Genomic DNA, 19,250 nt, shown 5'->3' with positions numbered 1-19,250 from the left:
GGGCCGGGGCGGACTCCGTGGACCCGGCTAAAGCGAAGATTACCGTTGCAATCATGGTCACCACCAGCGTCGTTCGCCGGGCGTCACGCGTGTCGGCTCTCACCGGCAAGGGCCCCGCTTCCGCTCTCCCGACATGCCTGACCTCCACGGCCGAATCCTGGACGGGATCAGGTGTCGCGATCCTCATTGGCTTGCCGCACCTGCAACACAGCGGTGCTAGCAAACAAGATCGAAGCCTAGAGCGAGGATCGTTCCTTCCTGCTCCGCTGTTCGGTTGATCTTGGACGCGCAACCCCGCTCTTCAGTGCGAGCGAGCACCGGCCGGCGCCTGGCAGCCGTTACGCTCGATGGCGAGCGGATCGCGGCATGTGAGTGAACTGGATCTGAGCAGGGCGGTGGCGTGCCGAAGGGACCTCATGCCCCTCCAACCGGATCCAGATCCGGGGTCACGCGAATCGGGTGTTTTTCTCAATCCAGGTGAGTGCTGCCATCAGTGAGTTCCCGACTGATGTCAAGATGTCCCGCATGCCGTGCCGAGTCTTGCAGGAGATGTAACAGAATCCACGCCAGCGTCGGACGAACTCCGGAGCCGTAGTCGCGCACGGCAACGTCCTCGGGGTCGCCGCCACGCAGTACCTCGACAGCATGGGCATGCTCGAAGCGGAAGAAGCCGACGATTCGCTCAGCGGTGTCATCGCTCGACACCTCCCATTCGAGCTCGGGAGAGCCTGGCCAGGTGAAGTCCACGTCGCCGCCCGCGAACACGTGCCGAATCCAGAAGCGGCGGGTGGCGGCGGAGTGCTTCAGCAGCCCGAGAGCAGACCATCCGGTAGGAACGACCGATGCTGTTTGTTGTTCGAAGGTCAGACCCTCCAGGCGGCGCAGCAAGACACTGCCGAACCAACTGAAGTAGTCAACGGCCAAACCGAAGGCATCGGTGCGGTCGGCGGCGGGCTCACCTGCGAAAGGCATGAAGCCCAGAATTCCCGTCACGGCTGAGAGTCGCAACGCCGTTTCTTGTCCCACCCGCCGGTAGCCGACAGCGCGCTCAACTCGGCAGATGCGGATGCAGGTGGGACCGCGTACAGGGGACTAACTGACTGGCTCGGAGCTTTGGCCTGCTCACCGCGCCGGCGCCGTGGCCAGCTGACAATCTCGCCGGTGGCCTGGCTGGGTGGCTGGCCGGGCTGCTCGACGATGCGCTCGGAAGGCGGTATGGGGCACCGTTCGCGCGCAATTGAGAAGGCCGACGCGTTCAGCGACTGTCTCATCTCAGGCGCCGCCACCACGCAATGAAGCCGATGAAGCCACGTGCTCCGATCAACGCAGCCAGTAGATAGCTGAACGCCCACCCCGCCACGACAATCAGGCCGAGCCGTTCCAGCCAGCGCAGCCCACCGGCATAGACCTGTCCGAGGGCGCTGGCGGGTTTACCCAGGGTGCAATGGGTGCCTGGTGGGTTGTAGCAAGCCTGAAGGAGCTCGATGGTACGACCGACGTCCTCATCGGTGACGATCGACCGGTCGACTGCAGCCTGACCACCACCCAACACGCTGACCTGACAAGTCCACCAGAAGCCGAGCCGCCAATCGTGCAGGGGACCGCGCCGATCACAACTGTCGACTCGGACCTGAACCAGACGCTCGTCCGGTCCCGTTGCCCCAACCGAACCGGTGCCCTGGTAAAGAGCCGCCAGGGTGTTGACGACAATGATCGCCATGCCGGTCGCGGCGAGCAGGATGACGAGGCGAAGCAGTTTCACGAGCCGGTACGCCACCGGCCCATAACGCTGCCACGCCGCCTCCTCCCGTCGGCGAACCTGCTGGGTGTAGTCGTTTTCGAGGGGTCTGTCGGTCAGGGCAGTGCTCCTCCCCATGCTCCGCCGATCATCTGGACTGGCGTCTTGACCAAATCGAATGAGGGCGGCTTCTTGAGCACGTCCTTGGCCTCGTCATAGGTGCCCGGCCACACCGAACCCAAGTCGCGCCAAGCGCGCCGTCCCGGCAGACTACGCCCATGCCGGCCAGGCGCACCGTATCGGCCATGACCCGGACATGCCCCCGTGCACCTCCGCCCATCGCCGCGGCGTCACCACGCCAAGTCGCGTCGATGAACTTGGTGGAGAACAACCCACGCACCCCAGCATGGAGGCCGCCTCTCTCGCGCCCTTGAGTCCACCGCTCGCGAACCCGCCGACAGAGGAACAGCCAGCTCGAAGCAGCCTCAGAACCGACGGATTACACCGCCAAGGTTCAAAGACGAGGCACTAGCTGCGAATACGGGTGGGGAGACTGCCACCCAGGAACACCGTCAGGAGGGTGGCCAGCCCGGCGACCAGGACACCGAGCACCAGAAAGGTGGCGCCCGGGCCGACGCTCCCGGCGAGCAGTCCGCCCCCGAGCGGCCCGAGCGGCTGGGCCAGCAGCGAAATGAAGATCGCACCCGCCTCGGCCCTGCCCATCAGGTCGGACGGCGTGAGCCGGACCATCTCCGTCTCGAAGGCGACGTTGCCGATCGCGGCCAGGAACATCGCGACACCGAGCACGGCGCCCATGGCCGCCGGCGATCGGAACAGTGCCAGCAGCGGGATCGCCGCGGCGAACGCCCAGCAGCTGAGGACGGTCAGCAGCCGTGGATGTCGCGGGGTGCCCAGCCGCGGCGCGAGCAGCGCCCCGCCGAGCGAGCCGGCCGCTGTCACCGCGACCATCAGGCCGCTGGAGCGTCCACTCGGGTCCGCCTTGGCGGTGGCGCTGATCGCCACGAGCATGACGGCGCTGTAGACGGCGGTGAGCCCGGCGCCGTAGACGAACAGGACGACGCGCAGGTAGCGCTCTCCCCAGACGAACCGGAATCCCGCGGTGAGGCTGCCCAGTGTCATCGGGCTGTCGCCGGACGGGCCGGGCGCCGACCGTGTCCGCAGGCACAGCAGGCAGAGCACCGAGCTGAGCAGGGCGACCGCCCGTACGGCGAAGGGCAGTGCCGGCGCGAGAGCGAAGAGCGCCCCGCCGATCAGGGGACCGGCGAGTTGCAGTGCGGCGGTTCTGGCCTGGAGCCGGGAGACTGCCAGCCCGAGCTGGTCGGCGGGCACCGCGGCCCGCAGCAGAACGGTGGCCGCCGGCGTGTAGAGACTGCCCAGGACACTCACGAGGGCGGTGCTGATCAGCAGGAGCAGCAGAACCGGGCGCCCGGCGAGGACGAACCCGGCGATCAGCGCGGCGATCAGCGACCCGGTGACCTGGCAGCCGATCATGAGCCGGCGTCGTTCGCCGGCGTCGACGATGGAGCCGGCCGGGATGATGACGATCAGCACCGTCACCGCCGACACCGTGCCGAGCAGCCCGGCCTTCGCCGGTGAGCCGGTCTCCCGGAGCACCAGCAGGGGCATGGCCAGGGCGCCGATCATCGAGCCGAGACCGGCCAGGGCGCCGCCGAGCCAGATCAACCGGAACTCGCGGTTGCGGCGCAGCGGCGGGGGAGTGGGTGTTTCGAGCATCTCGGGTCACCTCCGATCCGGGACGGCGGGGGCCGCCGGCGCGGTGATCGCACCGGCGGCCCCTGCGTCACGCCACGATGATGGATCTGTGGCTGGGACACTTGATCTCGTCGTCGCTGCGCGCGGTGAGCGGCAGCGCCTGTAGGTCGAGCACGTGGATCATGGTCATCACCGTCACGCGCCGAAGTTCGTGACGATGACGATCACCGAGTGGCTGCTCGGGCAGCTGGGCTCGAAGCTGGGAGTCGACAGCGCCTGCAGGTCCAGGACGTTCACCATGGTTGTTCACCTCCCTCCGTCATCCGGTTCGGTCGGTGATCCGCGGTCACGCCACGTGGAACGTGGTCACGACGACGATCACCGACTTCTGGCTCGGGCAGTACGGAGCGAAGCCCTCAACCTGCAAGGCCTGCAGATCCAGTACGTTCACCATTGGTCTCACCCCCTTTCCCTGTCGTCACGGACAGCCCTGGGCGCGGTGTCACGCCAGGTGGAATGTGGTCATCACGAGCACGACCGAGTTGACGCTCGGGCAGTGCGGGCCGGCACGTTCGATCGGCAGGCCCTGCAGGTCCAGGACGTCAGTCATGAGATTCACCCCCTTTCGAGGTACGGCAGGAAGCCGGTGGCCCCTTCGAACGCCGCCCGCAGAGCGAGCAGGACGCCCGCCGATCCGGTCGCCAGGTCCAGGGAGAGCCGCAGCAGCTGGTCCCCGGGGAACACCAGGTCACCGCCGCGCAGCAGCGCGTGCCAGCCGAGCCGCCGGACGTGCTGTGTGATCGCGTCGCGGTCCTCGTCGCAGCCGAGCCGGGCCAGCACCGCGATGAATCCGGCCCGTCCGGTGAACAGTCCGCTCTGGTAGACCATCGGCGTCGAGCAGGCCAGCCGGATCCTGGGGAGCAGGTGCCACACGTCGGTATCGTCGCGGTGGCGCTGATACTCGTGCAGGATCAGCGCGACCCCGCCGCTGCCGCCGTCCAGGTACGGCAGGTGCCTGCTCCCGTCCGCGAGCTGGAAGGATCCGTCGTCGCGGGTCTGCCCGATGTCGAGGTCCTGCTCGATCGCCTGGCGGGCCCAGTCCAGGTACCGGTCCTCGCCGGTCTGCTCGTAGGCCCTGATGAACAGCAGCGCGGCGCCGGACGGCCCGCGGAGCAGCCCGTGCCCCGGCAGCACGGCCGCACCCGTGGCCACTAGCCGCCCGAGGTCCGCGGCGATCCGCAGGCCCTCGCCGAGCAGGGTGTCGTCGCCGGTGACCCGGGCGAAGTGCAACAGGTTCAGTGCGCGCCCGGCCCGCCCGGCGGCGAGCGTGTCCGAGGTGGGCAGCCGGTCGAAGCGGCGGGCCACCTCCAGCGCGGCGAGCGCTTCCTCGTGACGGCCGATCGTCTCGAGCACCGCGGCTACGCCGTGCGGGCCGTTGTACAGGCCCAGCGACGGCCGCGGCTGGGTGCGTTCGACCGCGCGTGACGTCCACCGCACGTACTCCGGCGGGATCGGCGCCCCCACCCGGTGCAGGGCGAACAGGACGCCGGCCGCGCCGTACGAGAGATCGAAGCCCCCGCTGCCGAGCTGCGCCGGACTGCCCGGGAACAGCCGGTCGTCGCGCTCCGGGGTGGCGGCGGCGTGGATCCCGGCGACGATCGAGTCCCGGATGCGGGGCCAGGACGGGTCGGGCCCGGCGAACCGGCGCGCGGCCTCGTCCAGGCCCTCGGGCACGGCGTGCCGGCGCAGCAGCGCGGCGCCGAACTCCGGCGGCATCCCCATCGTGACCGCCTCCGCGACGAGCGTCCCGGCCTTGGCCGTCGCCCGGTCCAGCAGCGGGGTCAGCATCATGAACGGGAACACCCGCAGGCAGTCCAGGGCGAACTCGTCGATCGCCGCGCCGGTCAGCCCCGCGGGGGCGGCGAAACCGGGCGCGCCGAGCCCGGGCGGACGATCGTCACCGAGCTCGGCGGCGAACTCGAAGTCGATCAGCACCACCCGGCCGCCGGGACCCAGCAGCACGTTGGACGGGTGCAGGTCACCGAACCGGATGCCGCGCGCGTGGATGGCGTCGAGCGCGGCGGCGACCTGGTCGAGCGCGTCGACCACCCATCCCCGGAACTCGGTCAGGTCGGCCTCGATCGTCTCGGGCGCGGTGCCGGGGAACAGGGCCGGCCCGCGGGTCTGCACGGCGCGCAGCAGGGTCGGGCCCTCGATGTACTCCTGGACGAGGAAGTGATGGCCCTGCACGATCCGGTAGTCGTAGACGGCCGGGACGCAGTCGAGCCCGGCGAGCCGGGTCAACGTCCGGTGCTCGCGGCGCAGGCGGGCGACCGCGTCCTCGTGGTTGCGGTCCAGACCCGCGTACGGCCGTGCCTCGCGCAGCACCACCTGCTCCCCGGCCGCGTTGCGGGCCAGGTAGACACCGCCGGCGTTGGAGAAGTGCAGGGCTTCCTCGACGCGGTACGGGAAGTCGATCGGCGCGCTGCCCTGCCGTGCCGCCAGGTGCGGCTCCAGGAACTGCGGGACCTGCACCCAGGGCGGCACCCGGAAGACCGGTCCGCGCCGATCGGGCACCAGTTCGCCGTCGGCGTCCTCGATGGCGAGCACCGGCTCGTCGTTCTCGCCGCGGCACCACATGGTGGCGAACGCGCCGTACCGCACGTACAGCGGGCCGTCGCCGATCCGCAGGTCACCCAGCACGTACGGGCCGGGCATGCCGGCGAGCAGCGCGGACAGATCGGTGATCGTCTTCTCGAACGTGGCGTCGTCACGGGGGTAGAGGGTGACGAGCTTGCCGCTCGACCCGCGCCCCGCGTACTTGGAGTTGAGCACCACCACCGCGTCGGCGCTGCGCAGGAACTTGAAGCCGAGCCCGTTGGCCACGCAGTAGTCCCAGACCAGGTTCAGGCAGCCGGGCGCGTCGTCCAGCGTGACCGAGACGTGGATCTTCCAGCCCTGCCGGGGCGCGCCACCGGCCTCCGGCTCCAGACCCACCCACAGGTTCGACTCGCCGCGCTGCCAGCCCTGCGGCGCGGGCCGGTCGGCCGGCTCGAACCGGCTGCCGTGGTCCCGCATCCGATCCGGCGCGTCGTAGAACTCGTGGTCGGCGAGACAGTGGATCCACTCGAGATGCTGCTCCATGATCGCGTCCTGTCGCTGGGCAAGGGCTGGTGGGAACAGCCCGAATCCTGCCCACGACCGCGGAAACAGCCCTGAAACGACGCTGAGACCCCGCAGAAAAAGGCAGGTCAATCCCCGATCAGGTACGTCGTGAAGCCCGCGCGCTGCTGCTGGGTGGCTCGAGAGCGCAGGCGGCGCGCGTTGCCGTTGCGCCACGCACCGAGACCTCGGCATGGCCCGTGTCAACTCGCGTTGACGAATGGAATCCGTGTCAACTATGGTTGACGCATGAAGCGATTGTCCGGATCTGAACGGGTGCCGATCCAATACGGCGACGAGTCACTCGCCATACGACTACGGACCCTTCTGGGAAGTCGGCACCCGGTGGCCGCGGCCGCCACCATCTCGCGCCAAGGGCAGCAGGTGGCGGGACTCGGCGCCGATCGTGCGGCGGACTTCGAGATCGGCTCCATCTCGAAAGGCGTGACAGGCTTGCTGTACGCCGACGCGCTCGCCCGCGGTGAGGTCGATCGGTCGACGACGCTGGGGGACCTGTTGCCGCTGGGCGACTGCCCCGCCGCCCGGGTGACCCTGACGTCGCTCAGCACTCACCACTCCGGCTTGCCTCGCCTCGCCGCATCGAGCGCGCCATTGCGGCGCAGTGCGGCACTGTGGTTCCGCGGGACCAATCCGTACGGTGACAGCCTGGACCAGCTGATCGCTCAGGCGCGGTCGGTCCCGGTAGGCAAACCCCGGGCGCGCTACTCCAACCTGGGATTCCAACTGCTCGGTCACGCCATTGCGACCGCTGCCGGAGTGAGCTACCGGCAACTCGTAGGCGAACGCATCGCCGGCCCTCTCGGTCTCGATGCCTTCTATGCTCCGACGACTCCGGTAGAGCTGAGACCCGGCGCGCTGACCGGCAGGAACAGGCTCGGACGTGCTCGGCAGCCCTGGACCGGCGAGGCCGTGGCTCCTGCTGGCGGAATCCGCGCCTCCATCGAGGCGATGGCCCGCCTGACCGCCGCGTTGCTGGACGGTTCGGCTCCTGGTCTCAGCGCCCTGGATCCGGTCACCCGGTTCGCTGGACCCGCCGTGGGCATCGGTGCCGCCTGGATCACGCTCGAGCACAACGGCCGTACGGTGACCTGGCACAACGGTGGCACCGGTGGATTCCGGTCATGGCTGGGCCTGGACCGGGCCGCGGGCGCCGGAGTGGTGATCCTGACCGCTACGTCGGCCGCCGTCGACCGGCACGGCTTCACCCTTCTGGCCGAGACCGGACATCACACCTAGGGAGGTGCACCGGGCGGAGTAGGGAGGTGTCCCGGCGCGGCGTAGGAAGACCTTCCTAACGTACGGGCGGCCGCCCGCCGGAAGCTTTCCGCAGTGGCCGGAAGACCGGCGAGGGGAGCTAGCGATGTCCGCGACGATGCTGGCCGTGGCGCGCACCGATGCGGTGTTCGTCAGTGCGTTGCCCACGGGTTCTCGTCCCGGCAGGGACCAAATCGATGCCACCGTCCGCGCCGAGGTCCGCCGTCATCGGGGATCACGGGGGTGCGCGGCCGAGGTGGCGGCCTGCTACGGCGAGGTTCCGGAATACGCGGTACGCCGGATGAAGTGGGCACGCCGGGTCATCGCCACCGCTTTCGGTGGCGCGCGATGACGACCCTCGCCGGCCGGCCCACCGCGGAGATCCTGGAGCACCTGTCCACGGTGGCCCGCGGCGCCACCGGTCACGCCGCCGCGGCGGCCGCCCTGGAATTGGCCGCCGAGGTCGTCCGGGACGGTCGCCGCCGGTTGCTGACCCTGGCGGCCGCCGACGCGCAACTGGCCGGGGAGCCGGGCCGCGCCGCCGAGCTGCTGCGCCGCGCGGATGCGACCGGGGAGCAACTGTGCGCGCCGCTGATCGCCGACGCGGTCGCGGACGCGCGGCGCGAGATGGCCTGCGGACGGTTCCGGGCCGCGGAGCGGGGGCTCGCGGCGATCGTGCGCCGGCTGTGGGAGACCGGGGCGATCCGGCCGCTGCCGGGCGTGCTGTCGATGCGCGGCTGGGCCCTGGCACGTGCCGGGGATCTCGCCGGGGCGGCCGCGGATGCCGGGCAGGCGCTCGCCCTCGCCCCGCTGACCGGCGACGATCAGGCGGTGTCGCGCGCCCGGCACACCCGGGCGCTGCTGGACGTGCTGCGCGGGGGCTCCGGGGCGGACGACGTACTGTCGCCGTCGGACCCGGTCGGGGTCGGCCTGGCGCTGCTGGCGGGCCTCGCCCAGCAGCGGCCCGAGGATCGCGCGGTCGCCGCCCCGGCGCCGGAGTTCGTGCCCGACCTGCTGGAATGCCGGCTGATCCGGAATCGGGCGCTGAGCACGAAGGATCTCAACACGCTGCACGGGATGACCCGGTCGGCGGCGGCACCGATCGCGGCGAACGCGTGGCGGGTGCTCGGCCTGACCGGCGCGCAGAACTGTTTCGACCGGGCGACCCGGCTGCACGCCACGATGGACCTGCCCTTCGACAATGCGCGCGTGCACCTTTCGTACGGCGAAAGGCTCCGCCGTGACGGTGACCGGCGAGCGGCGCGCAACCAGCTGCGGATCGCCCGCGACGGGTTCCAGGATCTCGCCGCGACGCCGTGGGCGCTGCGCGCCGAGCGGGAGCTCAGCGGCACGGCAGAAACTCTCTCCCGGTCCGGGCTCACCCCGGCGGAGTTCGAGGTGGCGCGGGTCGTCGCGACCGGAGTGTCCACCCGCGAGGCCGCCGCGCAGCTGTTCCTGAGCCCGAAGACCGTCGAGTTCCACCTGTCGAAGGTCTTCCGCAAGCTCGGCGTGACGAACCGGGCGCAGCTCGCGCACGTCTTCCCGGTCCTATCCCACGCATAGAAATTTCGATAGAAATGACGCATGTCAGCGTCGAGGGGCTTCGTGGGCCGTACGGCCGAACTGGCGGCCCTGGCCGCGGCGCTCGACGACGCGACCGGCGGCGAACCCCGGACCGTCCTGATCGCCGGGGAGGCCGGTGTCGGCAAGACCTGCCTGCTGGAGGAGTTCGAGGAGCGCTGCGACGGGCGTGACCTGCTGCTCGCGCGCGGGGCGTGCGTGTCGGTGGGCGCGGGGGAGTTGCCGTACAGCCCGTGGCTGGCCGCCATGCACGCGGTGGAGATCTCCGTCGGCGCGCCGGCCCTGGTCGAAGGCGCCCGCGGGGAACAGGCGGCCCTGTCCGCGCTGATCCCGGCGTTGTCCGATGCGGGCCGGTCCACCGAGGGCGGTCAGCTGGCCCGGGCGCACCTGTTCTCGCTGTTCCTGGAGCTGCTGGGGCGCCTCGCGGCGAAACGGCCGCTGGTGCTGCTCCTCGAGGACCTGCACTGGGCGGACACGTCGTCGCTGGACCTGCTGTTGTTCCTGAGCCGGAACCTGCGGCGGGTGCCGGTGCTGCTGGCCGGGACGTTGCGCACCGACGAGCTCAACGAGGACTCCCGGCACCGGGTGGTCTTCGGTGAGCTGATCCGCGGGCGGACCTCCACCTATCTGGAGCTGTCCCGCTTCGGCCGCGACGATCTCGGGGCGATGCTCGGGGGCGGGCTGTCGACGGAGGTCATCACCAAGGTGCACGAGCGGTCCGGCGGCAACGCCTTCCTCGCGCAGGAGATCTTCGCCGCCGAGCAGCGCAATCCCGGCGGGCCGGTGCCCGATCACCTGCGTGACCTGCTGATGATGCGGGTCGACGGGCTGTCCGAGGAAGGTCAGCAGGTCGTCGGGGTGGTCGCCGCCGCCGGCCGGCCGGTCTCCGGGGCGCTGCTGGAGGCGGCGAGCGGCCTGGCCGGGCCGGCGCTGCGCTCCGGGGTGCGCGACGCGGTGACCCGGCAGGTGCTGGTGCGTACGCCGGAGGAAAGTTACCAACTGCGGCACTCGCTCACCGCAGAAACGTTTTACCAGGACCTGCTGCCGGGCGAACGCGCCGGACTGCACCGGGCGGTCGCCACCGCGCTCACCGCCTCCGCCGGCCCCGACGCGTCGCCGATCGTGCAGGCCGAACTGGCCCACCACTGGTTCCACGGGCGCAAGGACGACGACGCGCTGTTCTGGACCCTGCGAGCGGCCCGGTCCGCGGCGATCGTGCACGCGTACGCGGAGGCGCGCCGGCAGTACGGGCGGGTGCTGGACCTGTGGCGGCGGGTGCCGGCCGCCGCCGAGATCTGCGAGACGACGTACCCCCGGCTGCTCGACGAAGCGGCGGAGGTTCTCGACTACGGCGGGGACCCGCAACGGGCGGTGCAGCTCACCGGCGAGGCGATCCAGGTCGTCGGCGCAGGCGGGGACCCGAAGGTTCTTGCCGCCCTGCACGAGCACCTCGCCCGGCTGCGGTGGCGGGCCAGCGACACACCCGGGGCCCTGGCGGCGGCGCGGGAGGCGATCGCGCTGCTCGACGGGCTGTCCGATCCGGCGCTGCAGGCGCGGGCCGGGGAGGTCTACGCGCGGGTGCTGATGCTCAGCGGGCACTACCGGCAGGCGCTGCAGGAGGCGCAGGCCGCTCTCACCGTCGCGGAGTCACCGGTGGAGCGCGGATATCTGCTGGTCACGCTCGGGACCCTGCGGTTCCTGCTGGGGGAGCGCGACGGCGGGGTCGCCCAGTTGCGCGACGGGCTGGCGCTCGCCGAGAGCACCGACAGCAAGGAGAACATTCTCCGGGCGTACACCAATCTGACCTACTGCCTGCAGATGCTCAACCAGCTCGAGGAAGGGCTCGAACTGGCCCGGCGCGGATGTGAGCTCGCGGCCGGGTTCGGGCTGCGGATGACGACCGGCATGGTGCTCGTCGGCAACGCCGCCGACATCCTGCTCGACCTGGGCCGGTGGGACGAGATCGAGCAGCTCATCGACGAGGTCCTGCCCGACGAGGCGGCCGACGACCTGCCGCTCTACCTGCAGTACGTACGGGCGGAGGTGCGCGTCGCCCGCGACGAGCGCGACGCGGCCCGCGACCTGCTCGACCTGGTGATGAGCCGCTCGGCCGGGAAGACCGACCAGGACTTCGTGGGGCACACCTACACGGCGCTCGCCGCCCTGGAGATCGCCGACGGGAACTGGCGGGCCGCCCGCCGTGCCGTGGACGAGGGGCTGGACAAGCTCGGGGACGGGGAAGGAGCGTTCCCGGCGCTGCGGCTCGCGGTGTGCGGGTTGCAGGCGGCGGGGGAGGCGTTCGCCCGGCATGCGGCCCCGCAGACGTGGCTGAGCTGGGCGGACATGCTGTCGGCCCGGGTGGAGTCCGCGATGGAGGAGCTGCGGCGCGCCGGGGGCGGTCAGGCGTTGCCGGTCGCCGAGGCGCTGAGTCAGGTGGCCGCGGCGGAACTGCTGCGCGTGCGAGGGGAACCGCAGGAAGCGGCGTGGGTGGCGGTGGCGGAGACCTGGGCGTCGCTCGGACATCCGTACCCGGAGGCGCAGGCCCGGTTGCGGCTCGCCGACTGCCTGCTGCGGCGCGGCGCCACGTCGGCGGTGCACCGGGAGATCACCGTGGCGGCGCGGCTGGCGACCGCACTGCGGGCACGGCGGCTGACCGGTGAGCTGAGCCGGCTGGCGGTCCTTGCCGGGGTCGCCCTCGAGGAGGAGCCCGCGCCGGCCGCCGCTGCGCCGTCGGCTGCCGGGTGGGGCCTGACCCCACGGGAGACGCAGGTGCTGGACCTGATCGCGCTCGGCTACACCAACGGCCGGATCGCCCGCAGTCTCACCATCTCGGAGAAGACAGTCAGCGTGCACGTGTCGAACGTGCTGGCCAAGCTCGGCGCCGCCAACCGGTGGGAGGCCGGCTTGATCCGCCGCGGCGAATCGTCCTGAGTCCTGACCGTGCCTTCTTGCCGGATCGTTCACCTGAGGCAGGCGGGCAGGAACCGGTGCGTCGGATCTTTGGCGGGGCGTCCGCGCGCGGAGCCGTGGTGGCAGGTGCTACCGCAGGTTCCTTCTCGTTTACGCTGCCTGGCGTGATCATGTCGTCGATCGTCGGCTACGCCCGGTGTGCTGCTGCTCCCGGCGACAGGGCGGACCGGATTCGTATCCTTCGGGGCGGCAGATGCCGTTCTCGCGGATCCCTCCGGATGAGCCGTTGATCGGCGTCCGGCCGCGTTCTTCCCTGCAGCGCGCCGCCGAGCCGGCCTCATGACCGCCGACTTCGACGGGAACCCCGATGAGCAGGGCCGGCTGGCCGCGGTGCGGCGGGCCGGCCTGGATGCGGTGGCCGATCCGCTGTTCGACTGGTTCGCCGACATGGTGCGCCGGGCCGTCGGCGTGCCGGTGGCGCTGGTGTCGCTGGTCGGCAGCGACCGGCAGTTCTTCCCCGGAGCGCGAGGGCTGGGCCAGCCGTGGGCAGCACAGCGGCAGACCCCGCTGAGTCACTCCTTCTGCCAGCATGTCGTGGCCGCGGGGGAGCCGCTGATCGTCACCGACGCCCGCAGTGACGCGCGGGTGCGTGACAATCTCGCCGTGGACGAGCTCGGTGTCGTCGCGTACGCCGGCATGCCGTTGACCGACGACGACGGGCACGTGCTCGGCTCGCTGTGCGCCATCGATCATCAACCCCGCCGGTGGAGCGATCAGGAGCTCCGGCTACTGGCCGAGCTGGCCGACGGCTGCGCACAGGCGCTGCGCATGCGGATCGCCTCGGACCAGGCCGAGGTGCAGCACCGAGCCGCCATGGAACGCGAACGACAGTCTCAGGCGGCGGCCGTACGCAGCCAATTGCTGCTGCGTGCCAGCGCCGCGCTGGGAGCGGCCGCGACGTCCGACGAGCTGGTCGACACGGTTCGCACCCTGGTCATCGGCGATCCCGACCCGGTCTACGTGGGCATCTCCACCCTGGATGCCGACGGATTCGTGGATCTTGCTTCCGGTCGGCTGCTGCCCGCCCGGTTCGCCCGGCGGTGGCTGCGTTACGGTGCCGACCAGCGAACGCCGTCCGGGCTGGCGGCCCGCACCGGACGACTCATGTCGTTCCCGGATCTGACCGCGATCGCCGAGCAGGCCCCCGATGCCCTGGAGACGTTCGAGGCGCTGGGCTGGCAGTCGGCGGCCAGCGTGCCACTTCCCGGCGAGCACGGCCCGATCGGCGCGCTGACCGTCATCTGGGCACAACCGCACACCCTTACCGGCGGGGAGCAGGTCGTGCTCACCGCCCTGGCCGGGTTCGTGGCTTCGGCACTGAGCCGGACCGCCGCCTACGACGAGCAGCGCACCGCCGCCACCACCATGCAGCAAGCGCTGCTCACCCCTCTGCCCGAGGTGGGTCACGTCGGCATGGCCGCCCAGTACGTGCCGGCCCAGCAGAACGACCTGGTCGGCGGGGACTGGTACGACGTGATCAAAATCGACGACCAGCGGCTGGCCCTGGTGATCGGTGACGTCGCCGGGCACGGCATCACCGCGGCGGCGACCATGAGCCAGTACCGCACGATGCTGCGCACCCTGCTCGTCGACCGCTACGACTACCCGTCCGCTCTGCTGCACCGCCTCGAACGCACCACCAGAGCCCTCGGCATCACGGCCATCGCCACCGCCATGGTCGCCTACCTGACCCACGACCCGGGCGGCGGGCACACCCTGACCTGGACCAATGCCGGCCACCTACCGCCCAGCCTGGTCCTGCCCGACGGTGAGATCAGCCTGCTCGCCCGCGGCGGGCCGTTGCTCGGCGGCCTGCGCAACATCACCCGGCGCACCCACACCCGGCACCTGCCGCCCGGCTCCCTGCTGGTGCTGCACACCGATGGCCTGATCGAAACCAGGACCCGCCCGATCGATGACGGCATCACTCGCCTGCACCAGCTGCTCGCGGCTCACCGCAAGGCCCCGCTGAGCGAGCTGGCAGATCTCCTGATGACCGACACGAACCCCGCCAGCAGGGAAGACGACGCCTCACTGCTGCTCATCCGCACCGCTCCGTCCTGACCCGCAGCAGCAGCCTGTGCGCCAGTGGCGCTGCACCAGGCGTCCCACCACCGGCGTGTCGGTCAACGTCCGGAGACATTGCCGGGTACGCCGGCGGGGCCGGTGCGGACTTGGGTCCCGCTTTGCAGACGGCGGCGGGATTGGCGGGAGTATGTCGATAGGCCAGACTGCCGGCCGGTGAGGTACCGGTCGCGTAGAAGGAGGAGCGACCGATCCGGCAGCTCAGCAACGGGGCTTCACTCGATCGACGGCGTCGACTCGCGTTCTCCCGAGGCGATCTTTGGTGCTCGCCGGGCTTCGGGGGGCGTGCGCCGACGGGCCCGGGAAGCGCGGAGGTTGATGGGGTTGCCGCACGTTTTCATGTCGTGCCAGACGCGGGTGCTGTTTCGTGACAGGTCGTAGAACGCCGCGCCGCAGGCCGGGTTCATGCAGGTCTTCAATCGGCTCAGGGCGCCGGTGTGCGAGGCCAGCAGCGACTCCAGCAGAACCAGCGAGATAACCACGGCAGCACCGCTACCCCGGAGTTCAAAGGCCAGACGGCCGTCATACAAGGCAACGCCGGCCTCGAAGGTGAGCGCCGAGCGATCTTGACCTTCGTCCGTGAGCCAGCCACGGATCCGGCTGCGCAGCTCACGAAGCGCGACGAGATCATCGTCGGACAGTGTGATCCGGGGCGGGGTGCGGCCGGCCTGCTGGCTCCAGGTTTGCAACGACGTGTCCAGCCAGGCCTGCGCGGTCGCCTGGTCGGCGAGCAGATCGGGCACCGACGCGACGGGCATGCTCGCCGAGTTCAGCAGGTCCTGCACGACGCACAGCCCTCCGGGTGCGGCCGCCAGCAGCAGACGTCTGGTGCTCGCTGCGGTGTCGTCATGGTCCACGTCGGTGAGCGTACTCCTTCCGAGGACACCACCGTAGTGAAGTAGGTGACGTCACATGACATTGCCATAGAGCCTACGGTGGTGTCATGGTCGGTGGGCAACGACGACTCAACGGAGGAACACCCATGAACACCTCGCTGACCGGCACCACCGCCCTGGTCACCGGCGCCAGCGGCGGCATCGGCGCCGCCACCGCCCTGTCTCTGGCAGCCCAAGGCGCCAGTATCGGCCTGGTCGCCCGGCGTAAAGACCGCCTCGACGACATCGCCGAGCAGATCCGCGCCATCGGCGGAACTGCCCTGGTCATCGCGGCCGACATCACCGACCAGACGCAAGCCGCCGCTGCGGTCGAGCAAACCGTGCAGACCTTCGGCAGCCTCGACATCGTGGTCAACAACGCCGGCATCATGCTGCTCGGGCCGGCCGAAAGTGCACCGGTCGAGGAATGGGACCGGATGCTTGCCATCAACGTGCAAGGCCTGCTCTACATCACCCATGCTGCGCTGCCACACCTGCTCGCCGCCGCCGACGGCGAACGCGGCACCGCCGACATCATCAACGTCAGCTCCCTTGCCGGCCGCGTCCCCATCGCCGGCTCCGCCGTCTACAGCCTCACCAAGACCGGCATCAACGCCTTCACCGAGGCCCTGCGCCAAGAGGTCGCCGGCCGGCACGTACGGGTGTCGCTGATCGAACCCGGCCCGGTCGCCACTGAACTGTTCACCCACATCCGCCCCGAAATCCTCGAAGCCAGCCAGGAAGCCTTCGCCAACGCGACCCTGCTGCACGCCGAGGACATCGCCGACACCATCACCTACGTCGTCACCCGACCCGCCCGGGTGGTCATGAGTGAAATCCTGGTCCGCCCCGACGGCAGCCAGTGGTAGATCAACTCGGGTAGGACAGGCCGCCCGGCGCTCCGCACGCACGGGTGCCGGGCGGCTACCAAGGCAAGGCAGCCACGGTCAGCGCGGGTCCGAAACTCGGTGTGGTGTATGCGTTGACCGACCAGGGATGCAGCCTCAGCGTCGTCCTGCACGCCATGCTCGTGTGGGGCGAGGCTCATCCGTCCTGGCGCTGCTCAGACCGGCCGCGATGGACCGATGACCGGCTCCGAGCCTTCCCGCGACGCGGACGTCGCGTCGCCGTTGTCGCACCACTGGTCGCGGCTCTCGGGCCTCGACGAGCTCACGCCCGGCGGGCCGGCAGCATTCGCGGCCTCCGGTCGGCCGGAGCCGGCGTGCCGCGCCGGGCGGTGGAGCCGCATCGCCACCCAGGCAGTGAGCGCGAGCGCGGTGAGCAGGTAGACGTCGCCCGGGACGTGCTCGATCGAATGCCACCGGTACTCGCGACCGTCCCCCGCGGGCAGCCACGCGAACGGACGGACCACGAACACCGCGGTCCACAGCGCGCTCATCCACCGGCTGCGTTCCCACAGCGCCAGCCCGACCGGCACGGCCCACACCCAGTGGTGCGACCAGGAGACCGGCGAGGCGAGCAGCATGGCCAGCGCGGCCAGCCCGGTGCCGAGCACCCGGTCGCCGCGACGCCAGCAGACGGCGCCGACGCCCACGACGGCCAGAGCGAGCGGCCCGGCGACCGCGAGCCACAGCAGCGTCGGTGCCGGACTGTCGAGCATCCGGGTGAGCGCCCCGAACACCGACTGGTTGTGGGCCAGCTCCGGCGGACCGACCCGGCCGGCCTTGATCAGGTTGTCGGTCCAGTACGCCTGCGCCGCCGCGGGCACCGTCACTAAGCCGATCACGACGGTGCCGGCGAAGGCCGCCAGCGCCCGTATCGCCGTCCGGTGACGACCGACCAGCACCAGCAGCACGACGAACACGAGCGGAGTCAGCTTCACCCCCGCCGCGACACCCACCAGCACGCCGGACCAGCGCCCGGCCGGGCGCACCAGGTCGATGAACACGGCGAACATCAGCAACAGGTTGATCTGCCCGAACGTGAGGTTCTGCCACACCGGTTCCAGCGCGAACGCACCGACGGTCAGCAGGGCGACGATCCGGCCCGGAACAAGGCGGTGCATCGCCCGGGCGGCCACCGCGATGACCCCGGCCAGCGCAGCCACCGACGCCGCGGTCCACAGGGCCGCGGCCAGCCAGACCGGCAGCACCGCGAGCAGCGCCATCGCCACCGCCGCGAACGGCGGGTAGGTGAATCCCAGGTTGGTGGCCGGGTCACGGGAGCCGTAGAGCGGCAGCCCGTCGAGAACCAACCGGCCGCCGTACCGATAGGCGGAAAGGTCGACGAACCCGCCATGGAAACCCAGCTTCGCCGGTACGTGTGCCCAGGCCGCCGCCCCGGCCACCGCGGCCGCGACGACGATCACGACCAGGACCGGGCCGGCCTGCACGAGTCCACGGGACAGCCGCTCCGGGACAGACCACGGCAGCGGGCGACGACTCAGCACCATGCGGCGCGCAACCGGGGCGGAGGCTGCGCCGCCACCGTCGTACCGAGCATCATGATCGAATCGTAGTGGGCGCCGCCGTGACGGCCGGCAGCGCGGCCGAGCGGCCCGCGATGGTGCCGCCGGGGGAGACCGGTCACGCCGCGTGCAGGCCCAAGGCCTCGTCCACGCGCTCCAAGACCTCCTGGTCGTCCTGGCCGACACCGCGCAGCAGATCGACGGCGGTCACCCGGATCTGCCCGATGATCATGACAAGTGGCAGCTGAGGCTCGTCCTCCAGCAGCTTCGCGGCGATCCGGACCGCCTGCAGCGCGGCGTGGTCGGCACGGGCGGCATGCCGGTCAGGGTCGCCGGGACCGACGAGGTCGGTGGCCAGAGCTTCGCCGGCCTCGCGCACCGCCTCGGCCAACTCCCTCAGCGCATCGCTGACCTCCGGTGGCGTCGCCACCCGAAGCCGGGTCACCGTCACGGCATTACGCGCCAACACCCAGATGTTGTCGACCACGTGATCCAGGTGCACCGCTGTCGCCTGCACCTCGGCGAGCTGACCGAGTTCCCGGCGGCGCACCCGCAGACGCAGCGTCTCGCCGGCAGCCGACACCTCGGCCTGCAGTTTCTCTACGCAGCCGTTGAGTTCCCGAGCGCGGCGCAGCACGGTGTGCGCACTCTGCTCGTCACCGTCGACGACAGCCCGATCGATGGCGTCGAGCAGGCCCGCAAGATCGGCGAACGTCTGACGGGCCTCGGCGACCAGCCGGCCGAGCGGGCTGCGGGCAACCGCCACCTGGCTGATGACCAGCGCGATCGCTCCGCCGACCAGGGCATCGACGAAACGCAGCTGCATGAGACTCGTCTTGGGTGCCGGCACCGCGACCAGGTAGATCGCGGAGATGGCGGCCTGCACGAGCAAGGTGCTGCTCGCCCCGAGGGCGATCATCGGGCCGACGGTCAGCAGCAGGACCACCGCGATGGCCACCGAACCGGACCCGAGGGCCTCCACGACGACATCGGCGACCAGCACACCGGCGGACACCCCCAGGACGATCTCCACACTCTGCCGCAGGCGACGCCCTCGGGACTCGGCAAGCACGACCAGCGCGGCGGACGGCGCGAACACCGGGTCCGGGTGACCGGCGATCGTGGTCGCGACGAACCAGGCCAGCGACGCTGCCAGTACCGCCTCACCCGCCGGGACGGCTGACTGCCGGAGCCGGGCCACCGCCGATCGCATCCACTCCCGCAATCGAGCATCGACCTGCCGCTTGCTCAACAGCCTGACCTCCGTGACAATGCCGCTACCTCCGGAAAACCCGAAGTTGATCTACCCAGCCGGCGCTCTGCTGTAACGGGGACCGCTGTCCAGCGCCGGTTACGTGACAGCCGGGAGTCACACCCGACGACGTCGTCCTCGGCAGCGGCA

At 70.8% G+C, this 19,250-nt stretch carries 14 protein-coding genes; 7 read left to right on the top strand and 7 right to left on the bottom strand.

What is annotated here, in order from left to right; all coding sequences use genetic code 11:
* On the top strand, positions 1-278 hold a 278-nt coding region (locus Acy02nite_RS43405; protein ID WP_203755252.1), incomplete at its 5' end, for a hypothetical protein.
* A gap of 190 nt (positions 279-468) precedes the next feature.
* Here the strand turns inward: Acy02nite_RS43405 and Acy02nite_RS43400 are convergent.
* From Acy02nite_RS43400 to lanKC, 4 genes are all read right to left on the bottom strand, one after another.
* A complete protein-coding gene (locus tag Acy02nite_RS43400; protein ID WP_203755249.1) occupies positions 469-993 on the bottom strand; it encodes a mycothiol transferase in 525 nt (174 codons plus the stop codon).
* A 274-nt stretch (positions 994-1,267) separates the two neighbouring features.
* Complete coding sequence (locus tag Acy02nite_RS43395) at positions 1,268-1,876, bottom strand: DUF6346 domain-containing protein (protein ID WP_203755246.1); 609 nt, start codon at positions 1,874-1,876, stop codon at positions 1,268-1,270.
* 390 nt (positions 1,877-2,266) lie between these two features.
* Positions 2,267-3,493: an MFS transporter gene (locus Acy02nite_RS43390; protein ID WP_203755244.1), complete on the bottom strand. Its 1,227-nt coding sequence runs from the start codon at positions 3,491-3,493 to the stop codon at positions 2,267-2,269.
* Positions 3,494-4,087: 594 nt separating this feature from the next.
* Positions 4,088-6,616, bottom strand: a complete 2,529-nt coding sequence (gene lanKC / locus Acy02nite_RS43385; RefSeq protein ID WP_203755242.1) for a class III lanthionine synthetase LanKC — start codon at positions 6,614-6,616, stop codon at positions 4,088-4,090.
* 267 nt (positions 6,617-6,883) lie between these two features.
* Between lanKC and Acy02nite_RS43380 the strand changes: the two genes are divergently transcribed.
* The 5 genes from Acy02nite_RS43380 (at position 6,884) to Acy02nite_RS43360 (ending at position 14,524) form a co-directional block, all read left to right on the top strand.
* Positions 6,884-7,891, top strand: a complete 1,008-nt coding sequence (locus Acy02nite_RS43380) for a serine hydrolase domain-containing protein (protein WP_344820566.1) — start codon at positions 6,884-6,886, stop codon at positions 7,889-7,891.
* A gap of 124 nt (positions 7,892-8,015) precedes the next feature.
* On the top strand, positions 8,016-8,261 hold the full coding sequence (locus tag Acy02nite_RS43375) for a hypothetical protein (RefSeq protein WP_203755237.1): 246 nt from the start codon (positions 8,016-8,018) through the stop codon (positions 8,259-8,261).
* Positions 8,258-9,472: a helix-turn-helix transcriptional regulator gene (locus Acy02nite_RS43370; RefSeq protein WP_203755235.1), complete on the top strand. Its 1,215-nt coding sequence runs from the start codon at positions 8,258-8,260 to the stop codon at positions 9,470-9,472. The genes Acy02nite_RS43375 and Acy02nite_RS43370 overlap by 4 nt, the downstream gene beginning before the upstream one ends.
* Before the next feature lie 21 nt (positions 9,473-9,493).
* Positions 9,494-12,421 (top strand): helix-turn-helix transcriptional regulator, encoded by a 2,928-nt coding sequence (locus Acy02nite_RS43365; RefSeq protein ID WP_203755232.1) that lies wholly within the window; start codon positions 9,494-9,496, stop codon positions 12,419-12,421.
* Positions 12,422-12,739: 318 nt separating this feature from the next.
* Positions 12,740-14,524 carry a SpoIIE family protein phosphatase gene (locus Acy02nite_RS43360; protein ID WP_203755230.1) on the top strand — a complete coding sequence of 595 codons (1,785 nt, stop codon included), beginning with the start codon at positions 12,740-12,742 and terminating at the stop codon, positions 14,522-14,524.
* A gap of 236 nt (positions 14,525-14,760) precedes the next feature.
* On the opposite strand, the gene Acy02nite_RS43355 is transcribed toward Acy02nite_RS43360, so the two are convergent.
* Complete coding sequence (locus tag Acy02nite_RS43355; RefSeq protein ID WP_203755228.1) at positions 14,761-15,402, bottom strand: CGNR zinc finger domain-containing protein; 642 nt, start codon at positions 15,400-15,402, stop codon at positions 14,761-14,763.
* A 125-nt stretch (positions 15,403-15,527) separates the two neighbouring features.
* Here Acy02nite_RS43355 and Acy02nite_RS43350 point away from each other — a divergent pair, with 125 nt between their 5' ends.
* Complete coding sequence (locus Acy02nite_RS43350) at positions 15,528-16,289, top strand: SDR family NAD(P)-dependent oxidoreductase (protein ID WP_203755226.1); 762 nt, start codon at positions 15,528-15,530, stop codon at positions 16,287-16,289.
* Positions 16,290-16,483: 194 nt separating this feature from the next.
* Here the strand turns inward: Acy02nite_RS43350 and Acy02nite_RS43345 are convergent, their stop codons facing one another.
* Both Acy02nite_RS43345 and Acy02nite_RS43340 read right to left on the bottom strand, forming a co-directional pair.
* Positions 16,484-17,833: a glycosyltransferase 87 family protein gene (locus Acy02nite_RS43345; protein ID WP_203755223.1), complete on the bottom strand. Its 1,350-nt coding sequence runs from the start codon at positions 17,831-17,833 to the stop codon at positions 16,484-16,486.
* Positions 17,834-17,966: 133 nt separating this feature from the next.
* The gene (locus Acy02nite_RS43340) at positions 17,967-19,100 is read right to left on the bottom strand and encodes an FUSC family protein (protein WP_239175827.1); all 1,134 of its coding nucleotides are present in this window, start codon (positions 19,098-19,100) and stop codon (positions 17,967-17,969) included.
* Positions 19,101-19,250: the final 150 nt, after the last annotated feature.

It is taken from the genome of Actinoplanes cyaneus (assembly GCF_016862095.1).
Taxonomy (GTDB): Bacteria; Actinomycetota; Actinomycetes; order Mycobacteriales; family Micromonosporaceae; genus Actinoplanes; species Actinoplanes cyaneus.
The sequence above is the reverse complement of the archived record's forward strand: the minus strand, read 5'-3'. Positions and strand labels throughout refer to the sequence as shown.

Coding starts and splice junctions, on each gene's coding strand:
- Acy02nite_RS43365 (WP_203755232.1), top strand. CDS start 9,494: ATGTCAGCGTCGAGGGGCTTCGTGGGCCGTACGGCCGAACTGGCGGCC.
- Acy02nite_RS43380 (WP_344820566.1), top strand. CDS start 6,884: ATGAAGCGATTGTCCGGATCTGAACGGGTGCCGATCCAATACGGCGAC.
- Acy02nite_RS43345 (WP_203755223.1), bottom strand. CDS start 17,833: ATGGTGCTGAGTCGTCGCCCGCTGCCGTGGTCTGTCCCGGAGCGGCTG.
- Acy02nite_RS43395 (WP_203755246.1), bottom strand. CDS start 1,876: ATGGGGAGGAGCACTGCCCTGACCGACAGACCCCTCGAAAACGACTAC.
- Acy02nite_RS43375 (WP_203755237.1), top strand. CDS start 8,016: ATGTCCGCGACGATGCTGGCCGTGGCGCGCACCGATGCGGTGTTCGTC.
- Acy02nite_RS43350 (WP_203755226.1), top strand. CDS start 15,528: ATGAACACCTCGCTGACCGGCACCACCGCCCTGGTCACCGGCGCCAGC.
- lanKC (WP_203755242.1), bottom strand. CDS start 6,616: ATGGAGCAGCATCTCGAGTGGATCCACTGTCTCGCCGACCACGAGTTC.
- Acy02nite_RS43360 (WP_203755230.1), top strand. CDS start 12,740: ATGACCGCCGACTTCGACGGGAACCCCGATGAGCAGGGCCGGCTGGCC.
- Acy02nite_RS43390 (WP_203755244.1), bottom strand. CDS start 3,493: ATGCTCGAAACACCCACTCCCCCGCCGCTGCGCCGCAACCGCGAGTTC.
- Acy02nite_RS43370 (WP_203755235.1), top strand. CDS start 8,258: ATGACGACCCTCGCCGGCCGGCCCACCGCGGAGATCCTGGAGCACCTG.